This is a genomic window from Brachymonas moutaii (nom. illeg.) (genome assembly GCF_049977365.1).
In the GTDB taxonomy this organism is placed as follows: Bacteria; Pseudomonadota; Gammaproteobacteria; order Burkholderiales; family Burkholderiaceae_C; genus Brachymonas.
Genome location: NZ_JBNGEN010000001.1, coordinates 721,527 through 740,440, shown reverse-complemented (window position 1 = coordinate 740,440; position 18,914 = coordinate 721,527). Strand labels below are relative to the sequence as shown.

The 18,914-nt window shown below is 64.2% G+C and carries 16 protein-coding genes and 2 tRNA genes; 17 read left to right on the top strand and 1 reads right to left on the bottom strand.

The window, feature by feature from the left end; genetic code table 11:
• The first annotated feature begins 10 nt into the window (after positions 1-10).
• The 14 genes from ACP2WS_RS03355 (at position 11) to ACP2WS_RS03290 (ending at position 15,882) form a co-directional block, all read left to right on the top strand.
• Positions 11-778 (top strand): cytochrome c1, encoded by a 768-nt coding sequence (locus tag ACP2WS_RS03355; protein ID WP_374491657.1) that lies wholly within the window; start codon positions 11-13, stop codon positions 776-778.
• 130 nt (positions 779-908) lie between these two features.
• Entirely contained in the window at positions 909-1,520 is a 612-nt protein-coding gene (locus tag ACP2WS_RS03350) for a glutathione S-transferase N-terminal domain-containing protein (protein ID WP_374491453.1), read from the top strand.
• 41 nt (positions 1,521-1,561) lie between these two features.
• Entirely contained in the window at positions 1,562-2,065 is a 504-nt protein-coding gene (locus ACP2WS_RS03345; RefSeq protein ID WP_426459499.1) for a ClpXP protease specificity-enhancing factor, read from the top strand.
• A gap of 88 nt (positions 2,066-2,153) precedes the next feature.
• Positions 2,154-2,229, top strand: a tRNA-Thr gene (locus tag ACP2WS_RS03340).
• A gap of 168 nt (positions 2,230-2,397) precedes the next feature.
• Positions 2,398-2,985, top strand: a complete 588-nt coding sequence (locus ACP2WS_RS03335) for a hypothetical protein (protein ID WP_426459497.1) — start codon at positions 2,398-2,400, stop codon at positions 2,983-2,985.
• Positions 2,986-3,075: 90 nt separating this feature from the next.
• Complete coding sequence (locus ACP2WS_RS03330) at positions 3,076-4,464, top strand: phosphomannomutase/phosphoglucomutase (protein ID WP_426459496.1); 1,389 nt, start codon at positions 3,076-3,078, stop codon at positions 4,462-4,464.
• Positions 4,465-4,615: 151 nt separating this feature from the next.
• On the top strand, positions 4,616-5,998 hold the full coding sequence (locus ACP2WS_RS03325) for a 3-deoxy-D-manno-octulosonic acid transferase (RefSeq protein ID WP_426459494.1): 1,383 nt from the start codon (positions 4,616-4,618) through the stop codon (positions 5,996-5,998).
• Positions 5,999-6,241: 243 nt separating this feature from the next.
• Positions 6,242-9,328 (top strand): formate dehydrogenase-N subunit alpha, encoded by a 3,087-nt coding sequence (gene fdnG / locus ACP2WS_RS03320; protein ID WP_426459493.1) that lies wholly within the window; start codon positions 6,242-6,244, stop codon positions 9,326-9,328.
• Between the two features lie 19 nt (positions 9,329-9,347).
• Positions 9,348-10,298, top strand: a complete 951-nt coding sequence (gene fdxH, locus ACP2WS_RS03315; protein WP_374491440.1) for a formate dehydrogenase subunit beta — start codon at positions 9,348-9,350, stop codon at positions 10,296-10,298.
• A complete protein-coding gene (locus ACP2WS_RS03310) occupies positions 10,295-10,933 on the top strand; it encodes a formate dehydrogenase subunit gamma (protein ID WP_374491438.1) in 639 nt (212 codons plus the stop codon). Before fdxH ends, ACP2WS_RS03310 begins: the two co-directional genes overlap by 4 nt.
• A 310-nt stretch (positions 10,934-11,243) precedes the next feature.
• Entirely contained in the window at positions 11,244-12,350 is a 1,107-nt protein-coding gene (gene fdhE / locus ACP2WS_RS03305) for a formate dehydrogenase accessory protein FdhE (RefSeq protein ID WP_426459492.1), read from the top strand.
• A complete protein-coding gene (selA, locus tag ACP2WS_RS03300; RefSeq protein ID WP_426459491.1) occupies positions 12,347-13,798 on the top strand; it encodes an L-seryl-tRNA(Sec) selenium transferase in 1,452 nt (483 codons plus the stop codon). Before fdhE ends, selA begins: the two co-directional genes overlap by 4 nt.
• Entirely contained in the window at positions 13,795-15,747 is a 1,953-nt protein-coding gene (gene selB / locus ACP2WS_RS03295; RefSeq protein ID WP_426459490.1) for a selenocysteine-specific translation elongation factor, read from the top strand. Before selA ends, selB begins: the two co-directional genes overlap by 4 nt.
• A gap of 39 nt (positions 15,748-15,786) precedes the next feature.
• Positions 15,787-15,882: transfer RNA gene (locus tag ACP2WS_RS03290), tRNA-Sec, on the top strand.
• 30 nt (positions 15,883-15,912) lie between these two features.
• Here the strand turns inward: ACP2WS_RS03290 and ACP2WS_RS03285 are convergent.
• Complete coding sequence (locus tag ACP2WS_RS03285) at positions 15,913-16,716, bottom strand: TerC family protein (protein ID WP_374491431.1); 804 nt, start codon at positions 16,714-16,716, stop codon at positions 15,913-15,915.
• A gap of 185 nt (positions 16,717-16,901) precedes the next feature.
• Between ACP2WS_RS03285 and ACP2WS_RS03280 the strand changes: the two genes are divergently transcribed.
• From ACP2WS_RS03280 to ACP2WS_RS03270, 3 genes are all read left to right on the top strand, one after another.
• Positions 16,902-17,813 (top strand): LysR family transcriptional regulator, encoded by a 912-nt coding sequence (locus ACP2WS_RS03280; RefSeq protein ID WP_374491429.1) that lies wholly within the window; start codon positions 16,902-16,904, stop codon positions 17,811-17,813.
• A gap of 152 nt (positions 17,814-17,965) precedes the next feature.
• The gene (locus ACP2WS_RS03275; RefSeq protein ID WP_426459489.1) at positions 17,966-18,400 is read left to right on the top strand and encodes a glycine cleavage system protein H; all 435 of its coding nucleotides are present in this window, start codon (positions 17,966-17,968) and stop codon (positions 18,398-18,400) included.
• Between the two features lie 12 nt (positions 18,401-18,412).
• Positions 18,413-18,814 carry a DsrE family protein gene (locus tag ACP2WS_RS03270; RefSeq protein ID WP_426459488.1) on the top strand — a complete coding sequence of 134 codons (402 nt, stop codon included), beginning with the start codon at positions 18,413-18,415 and terminating at the stop codon, positions 18,812-18,814.
• Positions 18,815-18,914 lie beyond the last annotated feature (100 nt).

Here is an 18,914-nt window from a genome sequence, read left to right as displayed (position 1 = left end):
CATGAAACAAATCAAGAATGTGATCGCTGGCCTGCTGTGCGCAGCCGGCATGCTGGGCAGTGTGGCGTATGCCAACGAAGGGGGCGACATCAAGTGGGACAAGGCTCCGGTCGACAGTTCCAACCTGCCCTCGCTGCAGAACGGTGTCAAGCTGTTCGTCAACTACTGCCTGAACTGCCACTCCGCGAACTTCATGCGTTACAACCGTCTGAAGGACATCGGTCTGAGCGACCAGCAGATCAAGGACAACCTGATCTTTACCGACCAGAAGGTGGGTGAGACCATGTCCGTGGCCATGACGCCCAAGCAGGGCAAGGCATGGTTCGGTACCACTCCTCCCGATCTGACCGTGATTGCCCGTTCCCGTGCAGGGGCTGGCCGTACCGGTGCGGATTACCTCTACACCTATCTGCGCAGCTTCTACCGCGATCCCAACAGCCAGACCGGCTGGAACAACACGGTGTTCCACAACGTGGCCATGCCCAACGTGCTGTGGGAACTGCAGGGCGAGCGCAAGCCGGTATTCCACACCGTCAAGGAAGGTTCCGGTCCGGCAACCGAGGTGTTCACAGGCAAGTGGGAACAGGTCAGCCCGGGAACCATGGATCCTGCCGTGTTCGATCAGAACGTCGGTGACCTGGTGAACTACATGCAGTGGATGGCCGAGCCGGCTCAGAAGACCCGCAAGACCATCGGGATTTTCGTGCTGGCTTACCTTGCGATTTTCGGGCTCATCGCCTGGAAGCTCAATCGTGCCTACTGGAAGGACGTGAAGTAAGCACGTGAGGTCAATCCCTCGCAGTCTGCGGGGGACAGGAGAGTGGGCGCACCGGCACTGACGGTGCCCACTCTTTTTTGGTTTATAGGCTGTCATGCCCCATGGCAGCGCAGAAAGGGACTTTCCCATCATGATGGTTCTGTATTCCGGCACTACCTGCCCCTTCTCTCACCGTTGCCGATTCGTGCTGTTCGAGAAGGGCATGGACTTCGAGATCCGCGATGTCGATCTGTACAACAAGCCCGAGGACATCAATGTGATGAACCCCTACGGGCAGGTGCCGATTCTCGTCGAGCGTGATCTGATCCTGTATGAATCGAACATCATCAATGAATACATCGACGAGCGTTTTCCGCATCCCCAGCTCATGCCTGGAGATCCGGTGGACCGCGCGCGCGTGCGTCTGTTTCTGCTGAACTTCGAGAAGGAACTCTTTACGCACGTCTCGGTGCTGGAGGATCGCAGCATCAAGGGCAACGACAAGGCACTCGACAAGGCACGCAACCAGATCCGCGATCGCCTGACGCAGCTGGCGCCTGTGTTCCTCAAGAACAAGTACATGCTGGGAGACAATTTTTCCATGCTGGATGTAGCCATTGCACCGCTGCTGTGGCGCCTCGACTACTATGGCATCGAGCTCAGCAAGAATGCCTCTCCGCTGCTGAAGTATGCGGAGCGGATTTTCTCGCGTCCTGCCTACATCGAAGCGCTCACGCCTTCCGAAAAGGTCATGCGCCGCTGATTTTTCGTGGCTTTCCACTTCCCTGACTGAAGGATCCTCCCATGTCCCAACCTGCCTTGACATCCACGCGTCCCTACATGATTCGGGCATGGCACGAGTGGTGTTCGGACAATGGGCTGACTCCCTATCTGCTCGTGAAGGTGGACCATACGGTCTCGGTCCCCCGTGAGTTCGTGCATGATGGCGAGATCGTGCTCAATGTCGGCATGGATGCGACTGGAGGCTTGAGCCTCGGCAACGAGGAGGTGCGTTTCAAGGCACGCTTCTCTGGCAAGGTGCGCGAAATCATCGTTCCTGTGGAGCGGGTGCAGGCCATCTATGCCCGGGAAACCGGGCAGGGCATGGGTTTCGAGGTGGAGGATGCGCCGGATGACGGTCAGTCCTCCTCTGAGCAGCCCTCGCAGCCATCCACGCTGGAAGTGCATGGGCATGATCCGATGGGAGGTGATGAGCCGCAGGCTGATGCTTCGTCTCCTGCAGCTGGAGAGGGTGGCATGCAATCGACGCCTGCCCGCAAGGTCAGCTCCCTGCGTGTGGTGAAGTGAACACCTGCATCATTTCTTCGAATGAAGTGCCATCTGGCATCAGGCAGGGTGCAGGACGTTGTCCTTTCTTCCCTATAATGCACGCGTTGCCGGTTTAGCTCAGTTGGTAGAGCACCCGCCTTGTAAGCGGTAGGTCGTCAGTTCAAATCCGACAACCGGCACCAGCGATCGCTTCGATCAAGCCCTGCAGACCTCGGTCCTCGCGGGGCTTTTTCATGTCTGTTTCCGAAGTGTGGGAGTCACTGTCTTGACCAGCGAGGAAGTTCCATCTTCCCTGTGAGGCTCTGGTATGTCTATGATGCCTGTCACGGACATTTCAGGATGGAGACACCATGAAGCGTTTTCTGGCTTTGGGAATGATGTGGATGGGGCTGTTGCCGGGGGTGCAGCCGGGATATGCACAACCCATCTATCGTTGCGGAAACTCCTATTCGACCGAGCCGCGGTGTGCAGCGCCCAAGGCGATGGATGCGGCGCCGGTTTCCACCTACAGCAACGAGCCTCCTGCCGGGACCGTGTTTCTGTATCGCTGCAGTGCCTACAGCGGAGGAGGTTTGTTCTGGTCGTTGCGCCGATGTGCCGATCAGGCGGGGCTGACGACTGACATCTTCAGCGTTCCTGCGGCAATGTCCTTCCAGGATCAGGTGGTCTATGCACAGCAGCAGTGGCAGGCGCGACAGCCGGCTCCCGAACCTGTCACCGCGGTTGCAAGAGGATCTTCTGCATCGCAGACAGGCCGGGGCGCGGTGGTGGTGCAGGGAGCACAGGCTTCCTGGCATGACCGGCAATGCCGTGCACTGGACGCGCAGATCCGCAATCTGGACGCCATGGCGCGTCAGGGCGGAGGGCCGCAGAAAATGGATCACATCGCACGCCAGCGCAGGGAGGTGCGTGACCGCATGTTCCGTTTGCACTGCTGAGAAATGGGGAGGGGAATGTGTGCCTGTGAGCGCAGAAACAGGATTTTTGGCTGATTACAATGGAGAAGTTATTCCTTCCGTAATCGAATCATGCAAATACCTGCTTCCATCTTCAAGGCGTATGACATTCGTGGTGTGGTGCCTTCCACACTGGATTCCGACATGGCCCGCGCCCTGGGGCGGGCTTTCGGGACCCGGGCCATGGCATTGGGCAGCCGCAGCGTGGCCGTGGGCCGCGATGGACGGCTGAGTGGCCCGATGCTGGTGGAGGCGCTCAAGCAGGGGCTGCAGGAGACGGGTGTCGAGGTGATCGACATCGGCATGGTGACGACTCCCATGCTGTATTTCGCAGCCCATACCGAGTGCGACAGCGGCATTCAGGTGACAGGCAGTCACAATCCCAAGGACCACAACGGCTTCAAGATGGTGCTGCAGGGACGTGCCATTCATGGAGAGGAGATTCAGCAGCTGCGCACCCTCATCGAGGAGGAAAGCTGGAACCTCCAGCCCGGAGGCCGTGTGCGGACGGTGGATGTGTTTCCGGCCTATCGCGACCGCATCGTGAAGACCATCGCGCTGGCGCGTCCCATGAAGATCGTGGTGGATTGCGGCAATGGTGTGGCAGGTGCCTCGGCACCGGAGATTTTCCGCGGGCTGGGCTGCGAGGTGCAGGAGCTCTACAGCGAAGTGGACGGGAATTTCCCCAACCACCATCCCGATCCCAGCAAGCTGGAGAATCTGGAGGATGTCAAGCGGGCGCTGCGCAACTCGGACGCTGAACTGGGGCTGGCCTTCGATGGCGATGGGGATCGCCTGGGCATCGTCACCAAGGACGGGCACGTCATCTATCCGGATCGTCAGCTCATGCTGTTTGCACGTGATGTGCTGTCGCGCGTTCCAGGGGGCACCATCGTGTTCGATGTGAAATGCACGCAGCAGCTTGCGCCCGCCATCGAAGCAGCAGGTGGGCGTCCACTCATGTACAAGACAGGGCATTCGCTGGTGAAGGCCAAGATGAAGGAGCTCGATGCCCCACTGGGTGGCGAAATGAGTGGCCACATCTTCTTCAAGGAGCGTTGGTACGGCTTTGACGATGGCACCTATGCCGGGGCGCGTCTGCTCGAAATCCTGAGCCATTCCGATGATCCTTCGGCGGTGCTCAATGCGCTGCCCACCAGCTGCTCCACCCCGGAAATCAATGTGTCCTGCGCCGAGGGCGAGCCCCACCGTGTGGCCGCCGAGCTGCTCCCGCTGGCCGAAGAAGCATTTGCAGGGCAGGCGACCATCACGGGAGTGGATGGTGTGCGCGTGGACTGGGAGGATGGTTTTGGGCTGATTCGGGCCTCCAACACCACACCGGTGCTGGTTCTGCGGTTCGAGGGGCAGACGCCTGACGCACTGGCACGGATCGAAGCAGCCATGATGGCGCTGCTGCGCCGGGTCAAACCCGATGCGCAGCCGGGAGCTGCAGCGCACTGAGCGCGGCAGACGATGCATGTCCCCGCATGATGCGAGAACCGCAGCCGCAGCGACGGACGCCAGGGGCGTGCTCCGCATGGGAGCCCCTGCCCCGGACTCTGTCAGGCGGGCGGAGAGCCGAGGCCTTTCCTCGGCTGAGGAGTGAGCAGGCATGCTGATGTCCATCTACCGGGGGCTGACCACACTGGCCACGCCCCTGCTGCTGCGCAAATTGCACAGGCGGGGACGCAGCGAGCCGCTGTACCTGCATGCCATTCCCCAGCGCTTCGGGCGCTACACCGTCGAGGAACAGCAGCTTGCACGGGCGCATGCGGGGCAGTGGGTGTGGATCCACGCCGTGTCGCTGGGCGAGACGCGTGCGGCCGGGCTGCTGCTCGCGGCGATCCGGGCAGCACAGCCGGACGTGCATGTCCTGCTGACGCACGGCACGGCTACGGGCAGGCAGGAGGGAATGCGTCTGCTGCAGCCGGGCGACATGCAGGTGTGGTTGCCCTGGGATGCGCCGGGGCCGGTGCGGCGCTTTCTGGAGCTGTTTCGGCCTCGGGTGGGATTGCTCATGGAAACCGAGATGTGGCCCGAGCTTCTCGCGCAGAGTCGTCGCCACGGGGTTCCCATGGCACTGGTCAATGCCAGAGTGAACGATCGAACCTTCCGCAGATCCTTGCGCCTGCGCGGACTGGCCTTTGCAGGATATGGGGGCTTGGCGGTGGCCTATGCCCAGACCGCGCAGGATGCCCGGCGTCTGCGTGCGCTGCATGCACCCGAAGTGCAGGTCACAGGCAATCTGAAGTTCGATGTGCGGCCGGACGAGGCACTGTCCGTTGCCGGCCATGCCTGGCGTGAGCAGCTCGAAATGCAAGGGCCGGTATGCATGCTGGCGAGCAGCAGGGAAGGGGAGGAAAAGCTTTTTCTGGATGCGCTTGCGGCCCTGCCGTCGGATGCGCTGCATGGCGTGCACTGGATGCTGGTGCCGCGTCACCCGCAGCGGTTTGATGCAGTGGCGGCCGAGGCACGGGCAGCTGGCTGGGAGGTGCGGCGACGCAGCCAGTGGGGGCAGGTGGTGCATTCTGTGCCCTCGGAGGCGCCCCGGCCGGTGCTGTGGCTGGGGGACAGCATGGGCGAGATGCAGATGTATTACGCCATGGCCGATCTGGTGCTCATGGGGGGCAGTTTTGCGCCGCTGGGAGGACAGAACCTGATCGAGGCCTGTGCCTGTGGCTGCGCCGTGCTGGTGGGGCCCCACACCTTCAATTTTGCGGAGGCCAGCGAACAGGCTGTGGCGGCGGGAGCGGCGCGGCGCTGTGCGGACATGTCCGTCGCGGTGCATGGCGCAATGGAATTGCTGCAGCCGGGCGGATCGGCCCCTCTTTCCCCGGAGCTGCTGGCCATGCGGGAAGCGGCTCGGGTGTTCGGAGCGGAGCATGGCGGGGCGGGCCAGGCTGTGGTGGCAGATATGCTGCACAGGGGATGGCTGGTGTCAGGGGGAGATGCACCGCGCGGTGCTTCAGGGAATGTTCAGTCGGAATTGGTCTGAAAACCTGACCAATTTACCAGAGAACCTGGATGTGGATATGCATGTTTCGGAGCGCTGCATATCATCGCGCCTGCAACGTCGAGAAAGCGCGTCCGATGTGGCGCGCACTGCATGCAGCCGGGTAGGGAACAGGTCTTGTCCAGACTCACCGGGAAAACCCGGCAGAAAGAAAGACACGTTCGCCTTAGGATGCGGCTGTATGCAGGTTCGGACATCACTCTGACAGACAAGGAGAAAATCCCCATGGACATGGACCGGAGGCAGTTCTTCCGGGTCAGCGCGGCGGGGCTGGTGGGATCGAGTCTGGCGGCTCTGGGCTTTTCGCCCACGGCTGCCATGGCTGAGACCCGCGGCTTCAAGCTGGCCCGTTCGACCGAGACCCGCAATACCTGCACGTACTGTTCCGTGGGGTGCGGGCTCATCATGTACACGCAGGGTGATGGCGCCAGAAATGTGCGCGGCAGCATCATTCACATCGAGGGAGATCCCGATCATCCGGTGAGCCGGGGATCGCTGTGCCCCAAGGGAGCGGGGTTGCTGGACTTCGTGCACAGTCCCAGCCGCCTGGAGTATCCCGCCGTGCGGGAGCCGGGCAGCACCGAATGGAAGCGCATTGGATGGGATGAGGCGCTCGACCGCATTGCCCGCCTGATGAAGGAAGACCGGGATGCGCACTTCCAGGCCACCAACGAAGCAGGACAGACGGTGAACCGCTGGCTCTCCACGGGGTTCCTGGCAGCCTCTGCTTCCTCGAACGAGGCCGGCTATCTCACCCACAAGGTGATGCGCAGTCTGGGACTGCTGGTATTCGACAACCAGGCACGTGTCTGACACGGCCCGACGGTAGCCAGTCTGGCTCCGACGTTTGGCCGCGGCGCGATGACCAACCACTGGGAGGACATCAAGAACGCCGATATCGTGCTGGTCATGGGAGGCAACGCCGCCGAGGCGCATCCCGTGGGATTCAAGTGGGTGATCGAAGCCAAGCAGCGCAACAAGGCGAAGCTGGTGGTGGTCGATCCGCGCTTTACGCGCTCGGCTGCGATGGCCGATTACTACGCCCCTATCCGGGCGGGCAGCGACATTGCCTTTCTGGGCGGCGTGATCAACTATCTGCTCACGCACGACAGGATCCAGAAGGAATACGTGCGCAACTACACCAATGCCGCGTTCATCGTGGGCGAGGGGTATGGCTTCGAGGACGGTATCTTCTCGGGATACGATGCGGCCACGCGCAAGTACGACAACAGCAGCTGGGCCTACGAGAAGGATGGCGAGTACGCCAAGGTCGATCCGACCCTGCAGCATCCGCGTTGCGTGCTCCAGCTCATGAAGCGCCACTATGCGCGCTATACGCCCGAAAAGGTCGAGCAGATCACTGGCACGCCCAAGGACAAGTTCCTGCATGTGTGCGAGACGATCGCCAGCACCAGCACCACCGATCGGGTGATGACCATCCTGTACGCCCTGGGCTGGACACAGCACAGCATGGGTACGCAGATCATCCGCACGGCGGCGATGATGCAGTTGCTTCTGGGCAATATCGGCCTGCTGGGTGGAGGCGTCAATGCCCTGCGTGGGCACAGCAATATCCAGGGTCTGACCGACCTGGGCCTGCTGTCGACGAATCTGCCTGGCTACATGACGATTGCCAAGGAAGCCGAGCAGGATTTGCAGGGCTATCTGGCGGCGCGCGCGCTCAAGCCCCTGCGGCCCAACCAGATGAGTTACTGGCAGAACTATCCCAAGTTCTTCGTGAGTCTGCAGAAGGCGTGGTACGGCGATGCGGCACGGGCCGACAACGACTGGGCTTTCCAGTATCTGCCGAAGTCCAACGAGCTCTACGACGTGCTCAAGGCCTTCGAGATGATGAACCAGGGGCGGCTGACGGGCTACTTCTGCCAGGGCTTCAACCCAGTGGCTTCCTTCCCGAACAAGAAGAAGATCATCGCCGGGCTCTCGAAGCTCAAGTTCCTGGTCACGATGGATCCGCTCAACACCGAAACGGCGGAGTTCTGGAAGAACTACGGCGAGCACAACGACGTCAGGAGCGAGAGCATCCAGACGACCGTCTTCCGGCTGCCGACCACCTGCTTTGCCGAGGAGGAGGGTTCCATCACCAATTCCAGCCGCTGGCTGCAGTGGCACTGGGCCGGAGCACGTCCACCGGGTGAGGCGCGTCCCGACATCGAGATCATTGCCGAGCTCTTTGTGCGCCTGCGTGCGGCCTACCAGAAGTCGGGAGGGGCTTTCCCTGACCCGATTCTCAATCTGGACTGGAAATACCGGCTGCCGAAGTCACCCAGTCCGTCCGAGCTGGCCATGGAGTACAACGGCAGGGCTTTGACCGATCTGGTGGCGCCAGCCGATCCCAAGCAGCCCGGTGCACAGCCGCAGCTGCTGGCCAAGGCGGGGGAACAGCTCGGGAGCTTTGCGTGGCTGCGCGATGACGGCAGCACGGCAGCGGGGTGCTGGGTCTACACAGGGGCCTGGACCCAGGCCGGCAACCAGATGGCACGCCGCGACAACAGCGATCCCTGGAACAACGGTCAGACGCCGAACTGGGCCTGGGCCTGGCCGGTGAATCGCCGCATCCTGTACAACGCGGCATCCGCTGCGCCCGACGGCAAGCCCTGGGATGCACGGCGCAAGCTGGTGTTCTGGAACGGGACCAAGTGGGCCGGCTCCGATGTGCCGGACTTCAAGGTGGATGCCGATCCGGCAGAGGCCGAACGCATGATGCCGTTCATCATGACGGCCGAGGGGGTGGGGCGGCTCTTCGCGCCGACCGGCCTTGTGGACGGACCACTGCCCGAGCACTACGAACCGTTCGAGACGCCGCTGGAACGCAACCCCATGCACCCTCAAAATGTCCGTGCCAAGTCGAATCCGGCTGCGCGGGTGTTCAAGGGCGACATGGAGGCCTTCGGCAAGCCGTCCGAATTCCCCTACGTGGCCACGAGCTACCGGCTCACCGAGCATTTCCACTACTGGACCAAGCACGCACGCATCAACGCGGTGCTGCAGCCGCAGCAGTTTGTGGAGATCGGCGAGGAGCTGGCTCGCGAAAAGGGCATTGCCCACGGCGACATGGTGAAGGTGTCGAGCAATCGGGGCTACATCAAGGCCGTGGCCGTGGTGACCAAGCGCATTCCGCAACTCTCGTGTGACGGCAGGAAGGTGCATACCGTGGGGCTTCCCAATCATTGGGGCTTCCTCGGACAGACCAAGCCCGGCTATCTGGTCAACACGCTGACGCCCTTCGTGGGGGATGCGAACACCCAGACGCCCGAGTACAAGAGCTTCACCGTCAATATCGAGAAGGCCTGAGCGGCAGGAGAGTTGTGACATGTCATCTTTGCAATCCCTCGACATTGCCAAGCGCTCGGCCACGACCACGCCGACGCCACAGGTGCGCAATGCCATCCCTGAAGTCGCCAAGCTCATCGACGTCTCCAGCTGCATCGGCTGCAAGGCCTGCCAGTCGGCGTGCATGGAGTGGAACGACCTGCGTCCGCCCGTGGGGGTGAACGTGGGGGTGTACGACAATCCGGCCGATCTGGGGCCGGAGGCCTGGACCGTGATGCGCTTCTCCGAAGTGGAAGTGGAGAAGGGCCGGCTCGAATGGCTGATCCGCAAGGACGGCTGCATGCACTGCGAGGACCCGGGTTGCCTGAAGGCCTGCCCTTCGCCCGGAGCCATCGTGAAGTACAGCAACGGCATCGTGGACTTCATCAGCGAGAACTGCATCGGCTGCGGCTACTGCATCAAGGGATGCCCCTTCGATGTGCCCCGCATCAGCGAGAAGGACCACCGCGCCTACAAGTGTTCGCTGTGTGCAGACCGCGTGACCGTGGGGCTGGAGCCTGCGTGCGTGAAGACCTGTCCGACCGGGGCCATCCGCTTCGGTGCCAAGACCGACATGCTGGCCTTCGGCGAGACGCGTGTGCAGGATCTGAAGGAGCGCGGCTTTGGCCAGGCCGGGGTCTACAACCCCGAAGGCGTGGGCGGCACCCACGTCATGTACGTGCTGCAGCACGCGGATCAGCCAGAGCTGTACAGCGGCCTTCCCAGTGAGCCGCGCATCAGCCCGCTGGTGGCGCTGTGGAAGGGGCTGGCCAAGCCGATTGCCCTGGCCGCGATGATCGGCGCGGCCGTGACGGGATTCTTCCACTACGTCAAGGTAGGCCCCGAGGAGGCCCCCGAGGATGAGGACGATGTGCCCGATCCGATTCGACGCGCCGATGGCGAGCTGGTCCAGGTCATCCCTGCCCATCCCAAGGAAGGAGGCAACGAATGAAACGCTACTTTCTCCGTCACAACGGCCTGACGCGCTTCAACCACTGGATCATGGTGATCCTGTTCGGCATGGCTGGGTTCTCGGGGCTGGCCCTGTTCCATCCCAATCTGTTCCCGCTCACCAACCTGTTCGGTGGGCCGCAGTGGACGCGCATCGTGCATCCGTATTTCGGCATCTGCGTGTTTGTGGCCTTTCTGTTCATGTTCGTCCGTTTCTGGCGCGACAACGTGCCGGTGCGCAGCGATTGGGAATGGGTAAAGCATTCCTCGGACATGCTGGCCGGCAACCAGGCCGCCATGCCTCCCGTGGGCAAGTACAACGCGGGGCAGAAGGGGGTGTTCTGGGGCACATTCGTATGTCTGCTGCTGCTGTTCGTGACGGGCGTGCTGTTCTGGCAGGCCTGGTTCGCCCATGCGGTTCCGATCCCTGTGCAGCGGCTCGCCGTGCTGGTGCATGCGGTGGCTGCCTTTCTGATCTCCCTGACGGTGGTGATCCACATCTATGCTGCGCTGTGGGTGAAGGGCACTGTCCGTGCCATGACGCAGGGGACGGTGTCGTCGGGGTGGGCCAAGCAGAACCATTACCTCTGGTACCGCAAGGTGGCCAACGACCCGGCCGCACAGGCCGACAAGTGATGCCGATGCACGGCGGGCGGCGCCTGGCCGGTCTCCGTGCACGGTCTGCGCCGTGCATGCGCCATGCATGGGTGCAGGTGCCGGCATGATCCGCATGGTTGAAGGCCTTCTCCTGCTTCGCGATCGACCGTGGTCGGGGAGGGCATGCCTGCATGCCCTCTTGAAAGACCCGAGGCACCGGAGTGGGGCTGAGTGACAGCTGCCTCTGCGGGTGTGCAGAGCGGTCCTTTTCTTTGTGTGTCTTTTCCCTTGCCGTCTTCCTTATCCCCGGGTTCCGGGGCGGAAGACTGTCTGTAGTATTCTGCCGTTCATGAGTTCCCCGCTTTCTTCGTCCCATCCTGCCGCAGAGGATATTGCTGCGCGCGAGCCCCGTGAACCCGGCTTTCTGATCCTGCCTGAAGCCTCGACCTGCTTTGCCGAGCGGGAGATGCGCCTGCGCCAGCTTGCTGCCGGTCACCCCATGGGGGACTTTCTGCGGTTCGTGGCGGACATCGCCCACCTTCAGCAGGAGGCACTGGACCGCTTTCCGGCAGTGCCCCTGCCGGATGCCGAGGCTCTCCGGCAGGCAGCCCTGTTCGGGCAGCCCCCTCTGCCTGCGGCGCACTGGCCGCGTGATCCAGCCTGGCAGGCCTGTGTGCGCGACATGGCGCATGCTCTGTCGCACAAGGCACCCGAGGCGGCACTTTCGGCCCTGAAGACGCTGGAGCAGGCCTCTGGTGAGTGGCTGGAGACACAGGCAGACCGTCTGCTCAACGGAATTTCCACCGGGCTGGATGTGGCGGCAGCTCCGCTCATCGGAGCTGCCCTGCAGGTGTACTGGACGCACCTCGTGCGGGCCGTTCAGGCCGTGGAACTGCCCCCGGGGCAGCCGACCGCCTTTGGCCGCATCGACGATGCCAGTGTCTGTCCTTGCTGTGGCAGTCGGCCGACCGACAGCATCGTCAAGGCCGGGGGCGACCATGCGGGGCAGCGCTATCTGCACTGCAGCCTGTGTGGCACCGAGTGGCACATGGTGCGCATCACCTGCACGCACTGCCATACCACCAAGGGGCTGGTCTACCAGTCTCTGTCGCGGGTGCTCCCCGGGCAGAGCGAGGACGATGCCGAAGACGATGCGCGAGAAGCCGCGACCCATGCCGTCATCCAGGCAGAAACCTGCGAGTCCTGCGGGCACTATCTCAAGCTGCTGCATGCCGATCGCGATCCCATGGTGGAACCGGTGGCCGATGACCTGGCCTCGGTCACGCTCGATCTGCTCATCGGCGAGACTGGCGTGGAACGGCAGGGGGTGAATTTCATGCTGATGTTCGGGGATGCCGAACCGGATGCGGAATCTGCGGCCGCTGCAGCCGCCCAAGCGGCAGAAGACGGTCCTGAGGCTCCCGTGACAAACGGAACTGCCGGGACTGCCCCATGAGCCTGGCTTCGTCGACCGAGCCCATGCAGGGCGCAGCGGAGCTGGCACAGGCCCGCGATCTGCCGTCGGTGGACCGCCTGCTCCATCTGCCCGAAGTGGCGGCGCTCGTGACCGAACACGGGCACACCCTGGTGGCGGCGGAGACCCGCAGCTGGCTCGACGCACTGCGGGCCCGTGTGCTGCAGGGGCAGGTGCTGCGCAGCGACATGACGCCATCCCGCTGGACGGTCGGCGTGCGAGGACAGGTGGTGGCTGCATTGGCTCCCCGCATGCGGGGGGTGCTCAATCTCACAGGGACTGTCATTCACACCAATCTGGGTCGGGCCCTGCTCCCCGAGGCGGCACTCGCGCATCTGCAGACCCTGATGGCGAGCCCGAACAATCTGGAATACGACCTTGCTGCCGGTGGCCGGGGGGATCGCGACAGCCTGATCGAATCCCTGCTGTGCCGCCTCACCGGGGCAGAGGCCGCCACCGTGGTCAACAACAATGCCGCCGCCGTGCTGCTGACGCTCGCGGCGCTGGCACGCGGGCGCGAGGTGGTGCTGTCGCGCGGAGAGCTGGTCGAGATCGGGGGTGCCTTTCGCATGCCCGACGTGATGGAGAGCGCCGGCGCCCAGCTGGTCGAGGTAGGGACGACCAACCGCACCCATCTGCGTGATTACGAGGCGGCCATCGGAGCGGAAACGGCCCTGCTCATGAAGGTCCACACCAGCAACTACGCGATTCAGGGGTTTACCAAGGCGGTGCCCGAGGCAGAACTGGCGGTTCTGGCCCATGCCCGGGGGGTGCCGCTGGTGAGCGATCTCGGCAGCGGTTCGCTCATCGACCTGGCCGATCATGGCCTGCCCCGGGAACCGCTGGTGCAGGAAATGCTCGCTGCAGGCTGCGACGTGGTGACCTTCAGCGGCGACAAGCTGCTGGGAGGGCCACAGGCGGGGCTCATCGTGGGACGGCGCGATCTGGTCGAACGCATCCGCAGGCACCCCATGAAGCGCGCCCTGCGCATGAGCAAGCTGCCTCTGGCCGCGCTGGAAGCGACTCTGCAGCTGTATCTGCGTCCCGAGCGGCTGACGCGTGATCTGCCCACGCTTCGTCTGCTCACGCGTTCTGTGGACGATATCCGTGCCATGGCACAGGTGCTGCAGCCTCTGGTGGCGCAGGCGGTGCAGGGACGGTATGTGGTAGAGGTGGCAGAGCTGAAGGGACAGATCGGCTCCGGCTCGCTGCCGGTGGAATCGCTGCCTTCGGCGGGGCTGACGCTGGCTCCGCTGTCACGGCAGGGCGGTGGGCGTGCGCTGGAGCTCCTGGCATCGGCCCTGAGACGTCTGCCCCTGCCGGTGATCGGGCGCATTGCCGAGGATCGGCTGGTGCTCGACCTGCGTTGCCTCGAAGTGCCGGATCTGCTGGTGTCGCAGCTCGCACAGCTGCGGGAGGCGCTCGCATGATCGTGGGCACCGCAGGCCATATCGACCACGGCAAGACCACGCTGGTGCGTGCGCTCACCGGCGTCGATACCGACCGCCTGCCAGAGGAACGTCGGCGTGGCATCAGCATCGAGCTGGGCTATGCATTCATGGAGGTTCCGGGCCTGGCCGAGCGCATCGGATTCATCGACGTACCAGGCCACGAGCGTCTGGTGCACACCATGCTGGCAGGAGCGACCGGCATCGACCATGCCCTGCTGCTGGTAGCGGCCGATGACGGCGTCATGCCCCAGACGCGGGAGCATCTGGCAGTGCTGTCGCTGCTGGGCTTGACTTCGGGAGCCGTGGTCATCACCAAGGCCGATCGTGTCGATGCGGCACGGATCGAGGCCGTGCGGCAGGAGGTGCAGGCACTGATGGCACAGACTCCCCTGCAGGATGCTCCCATCCATGTCGTCTCTGCCGCCACCGGGGCAGGGGTGGCTGCGTTGCGCGAATCGCTGGCTGCGCTCGCACGGGACCGTGCCACGCGGCAGACCGGCGGTGCGGCGGCACCGTGTGCGGAGCCGGAGCCTGAACAGGGCTTTCGGCTCGCCATCGATCGCGCATTCACGCTCACCGGTGCCGGCACCGTGGTGACAGGCACTGTGCATCGAGGGCGGGTCCGCGTGGGCGACACGCTCACGCTGGTTCCCGCACAGAAGACCGTGCGGGTGCGCAGCCTGCATGCGCAGAACCAGCCCGTGGACGAAGCCCATGCCGGACAGCGCTGTGCCGTGGCCGTGGTGGGGGTGGACCGCGATGCGATTGCACGCGGAGACTGGCTCGTGTCGCCCATGCTCGCCCATGCCACCCAGCGTGTCGATGCACGGCTGACCCTGTGGCACGAGGAATCCAAAACCCTGCGTTCCGGAAGCCCGGTCACCCTGCACCTGGGAGCCTGCGCGGTACCTGCCACGGTGGCGATTCTGGATCGGGACGTGCTGGCGCCCGGACAGTCTGCCTGCGTGCAGATCGTCACGCGCCGCCCCATCGGGGCCTGGCATGGAGACCGAGTGGTACTGCGGGACGGTTCCGCCACACGCACTCTCGCGGGAGGCACGGTGCTCGATCCCTTTGCGCCGGTACGCTATCGGCGTACCTCCCAGCGGCTGGCCGAACTGGAGGCCGCTCTAGCTCCCCAGGCGGACCAGATGCTCGCTCTTTTGCTGAAGCTCGCTCCCCATGGCGTCGATCTGGAGCGATTCCGTCGGGCGCATGGGCTCCTGAACCTGCCCGGGGTGCCCGCCGATGCGCTCGTGTACCGGGACGCGCAGGGCACCTGGGCCATGGGTGCTTCCGCCATGGAGCAGGCGCGGGCTACCGTGGTGAAGGTGCTGGCTGAATTTCACCATCAGCAGCCCGATGAACTGGGGCCAGCCTCCTCGCGCCTGCGGCGACTGGCCCTGCCGCGTCTGCCCGATCCCTTGTGGCAGGCCCTGCTGGCGCGCTGGATGCAGATGGGCGTGCTGGTAGGGCAGGGCGCCTTCGTGCACCTGCCGGAGCATGGGGTGCGTCTGTCCGCTGCCGAGCAGCGCCTGTCGCAGAAGGTGACTCCCTGGCTCGAACAGGCCGCGTTCGACGGCATCTGGGTGCGCGATCTGGCGGCCCGCATCGGCGAACCCGAGCCCCTGCTGCGCTCGACCCTGATTCGCATGGCGCGGCGTGGGGAATTGCACCAGGTGGTCAAGGATCTTTGCTTCGCACCCGCTACCATACGGTCCCTGGCACGCAGGGCCCAGGAGGTGGCTACGCGTCACCAGGGGGAGATTCTGGCAGCGGATTTTCGCGATGCCACAGGGCTGGGCCGCAAGCGCGCCATCCAGATCCTCGAATACTTCGACCGCATCGGCATCCTGCGCCGGGTGGGCGATGTGCACAGGCTGCGCACCGACAGCCCCGTGCTGGAGGAGAGCGAAGCCCCGGTCTGAGCTGCACAGGAAGCAGTCCGATCGTGGCAGTTCCATGAAGGAAGGGAAACGACCCCGGTGGGTCGGCCGGGCTTCAAACCCGGTGGGTGGCGCCATGCGCTGCCGGGCAGGTCCGACTCCTGTTCCCTTCCGCCACCCAGGGCAGCTGAACGTGCATGCAGCAGCTCAATGATCGGAGGCGGGGCTGGCCGGCCGATCGCCCGGCATCGGCAGGAGGGCCAGTGCGGCGGGACGGCGCTTGCCGCGGGCACGGATGTTGAGCATTTCCACCGTCAGCGAGAACGCCATGGCGGCGTAGAGGTAGCCCTTGGGCATGTGGACATCGAAGGCTTCGGCCGTGAGGGCCATGCCCACCATGACCAGAAACGCCAGCGCCAGCACTTTCACCGAAGGATGCCGGTCCACGAATTCCCCGATGGGGGCTGCGGCAAACATCATCACCCCGACCGAGCACACGACGGCAGCCACCATGACGCCGATGTGGTTGACCATGCCCACAGCCGTGATGACCGAATCAAGCGAGAACACGATGTCGATCACCGCAATCTGTGCAATCACGGTCCAGAACACGCGTCCGCCGGTTTCGCGCAGGATGCGCCCGTCGCCCTGCACCTCGGCCGGAATGGCCTCCTCGCGCGCCTCCACCTCCACGAAGATCTCGTGGGCTGCCTTGTAGAGCAGGAAGAGTCCGCCGCCGAGCAGCACCAGGTCGCGCCCGCTGATGCCATGTCCGGCCAGCGTGAACAGATCCCGGGTAAGCCCCATGACCCAGCTCAGCGAGAACAGCAGCAGGATGCGCGTGACCATGGCAAAGGCCAGTCCGAGTCGCCGGGCCCGATTGCGCACGGCAACCGGCAGCCGGCCGACCAGCACCGACAGAAAAATGATGTTGTCCACACCAAGCACGATTTCGAGTGCGGTGAGCATGGCAAAAGCCATCCAGAGCTGGGGATCGAGCAGAAATTCCATGGCAGAGAGCATCAATGGGCAACAGAAGGAGACGGAACGCCGGCAAAAGCAGGTTTGCGCTTTTCCGTACAGAGGGAGCAGGGCCTGACTGGGCAAGACATGCTGGAAGCCATTCTAGGAATCGACATTCATCAAGTAAATTCTAAAATTCACGATGTTTATTCAATGGAAATTGACGATTACCCATGATCAACTTCAAGCATCTCCACTACTTCCAGCAGGTGGCCGAGCTGGGCGGCGTGACGCGCGCGAGCCGGGTGCTGCATGTCAGCCCGCAGGCGATCAGCATGCAGCTCGCCGAACTGGAGGAGCGGCTCGGGGTCGAGCTCTTCGCGCGGGTGGGCCGCTCCCTGCAGCTCACGGATACGGGCCGCATGGTGCTGCGGTATGCGCAGGACATCTTCACCACCGGGGCCGAGCTGGAGGCCGTGCTGCGCGACCAGCGAGAGCAGGGGCGCACTCCGGAGCTGCGTGTGGGGGTGTCGGACAGTCTGGCCAAGACCGTGGCCTTCCGGCTGCTGGAGCCGGCACTGACGCTGTCCGACCCGGTCCGGCTCATCTGCCGCGAAGGCCCCCTGGAGCGGCTGCTGTCGGCGCTGGCCCTGCATGAGCTCGATCTGGTGCTGGCCGACCAGCCGGTGCCTGCTGCAGTGAGCGTGCGGGCCTATGCACACCGCCTGGGGCGCTCGCATCTGGCATTCTTTGCCAGTCCCCGGGTGAGGGCGGCTCATCCGGGAGCGTTTCCGGACTGTCTCGACGGGGCTCCGCTCCTGGTGCCCGGTGCTGCGGCAGCCACCCGTCCCCTGCTGCGTGCATGGCTGGCCCGGACGGGGGTGCAGCCGCAGGTGGTGGGCGAATTCGATGATGCCGCACTGGCACAGGCTTTTGCCGAGCGTGACCAGGGCTTCTGCCTTGCGCCGGCGGTGGTGGGGCAGGTGCTCGAACGGCAGTCCGGTTTGTGCTGTGTAGGGATCGCCACCGGGGTGCAGGAGGACTACTACGCCTTGTCCATCGAACGCCGCATCACCCATCGTGGAGTGGTGGCCATTACCGAGGCTGCCCGGACGCTGCTGGACGAGGGGGGCGCCGACCGATAAGGGCCCGGGTTCCGACATCGGAAGCGTGCAGTGACGGGCATGGCAGGGGACTTGCCGGGCAGGCGCATGCCCGGTGGAGCCGGCCGCGCTACACTGGCGCCCGGCCCATGCGCGGGGCCCCTGTTTCATCCCCGATTCCTGGAGTGACCTTCATGCAAGCCTGCGGCCTGGAGTTTCCCGATGCACTGCATTACTTCGTGCCCCATCAGACCTGGGCGTCTCCCGAGGACGATGGACATGTGCGCATCGGCATCACGGCGCTGGGCATCCGCCTGGCGGGCGATATCTACATGTGCCGGCCCAAGCGGGTGGGCAGCGGCATCGTGCAGGGGGGCTCGGTGGCTGTGGTGGAACTGGCCAAGTCCATCGTGTCGGTCAAGTCGCCCGTGAGCGGCGTGATCACGGAAGTCAATCCGCTGCTCGAAGACGCCCCAGAGCTCGTGCACCGCGACCCCTATGGCAAGGGCTGGCTCGTGCGCCTGCGCCCCACCGACTGGGCGGCAGACACAGCACAGCTGGTGCATGGGCACGCGGTGATGGCTGCCATGGAGCACCATGCCTGGCTCGAACGCGCCCAGACGCGCTGAAGGAGTGCAGTGATGACGGGATTCGTGGACGAAGGACAGGCGGTGGAGGGCGTGGCCATCCTGCTCTGGGCAGCAGACGCCAGCCGGCCGGAGCTGCTGCATACCCCCTTCTTCTTCGCGGCAGCGGCTGCCGCCATGGAGGTGCCGGTGGAAATGTACTTCACGGCCGCCAGTGTGCGTCTTCTGGTGCCCGGGGTGGCCGAGGGGCTGCGGGCAGCATACCACGCCAAGGACGTGGCCACGGCCATGCACGAGGCGGTGGAGCAGGGGGTGCGGTTTATGGCATGCAGCGATGCCCTGCGTGCGCAGGGGCTCACGCTCGAAGCGCTGATACCGGAGTGCCGGGGCCATGGCGGAGCCGTGCAGTACATGGCCCGGGCCGCCGATCGCCGCTGGCGGACTCTGGTGTTCTGACGGAAGCTTCTCCTCCACACCAAAAAACCGCTGCCGGTCGTCTGGACCGGGCAGCGGTTCTTGTATGTGCCGATAGGTTCCAGCTTCTGGGGAACCGGAC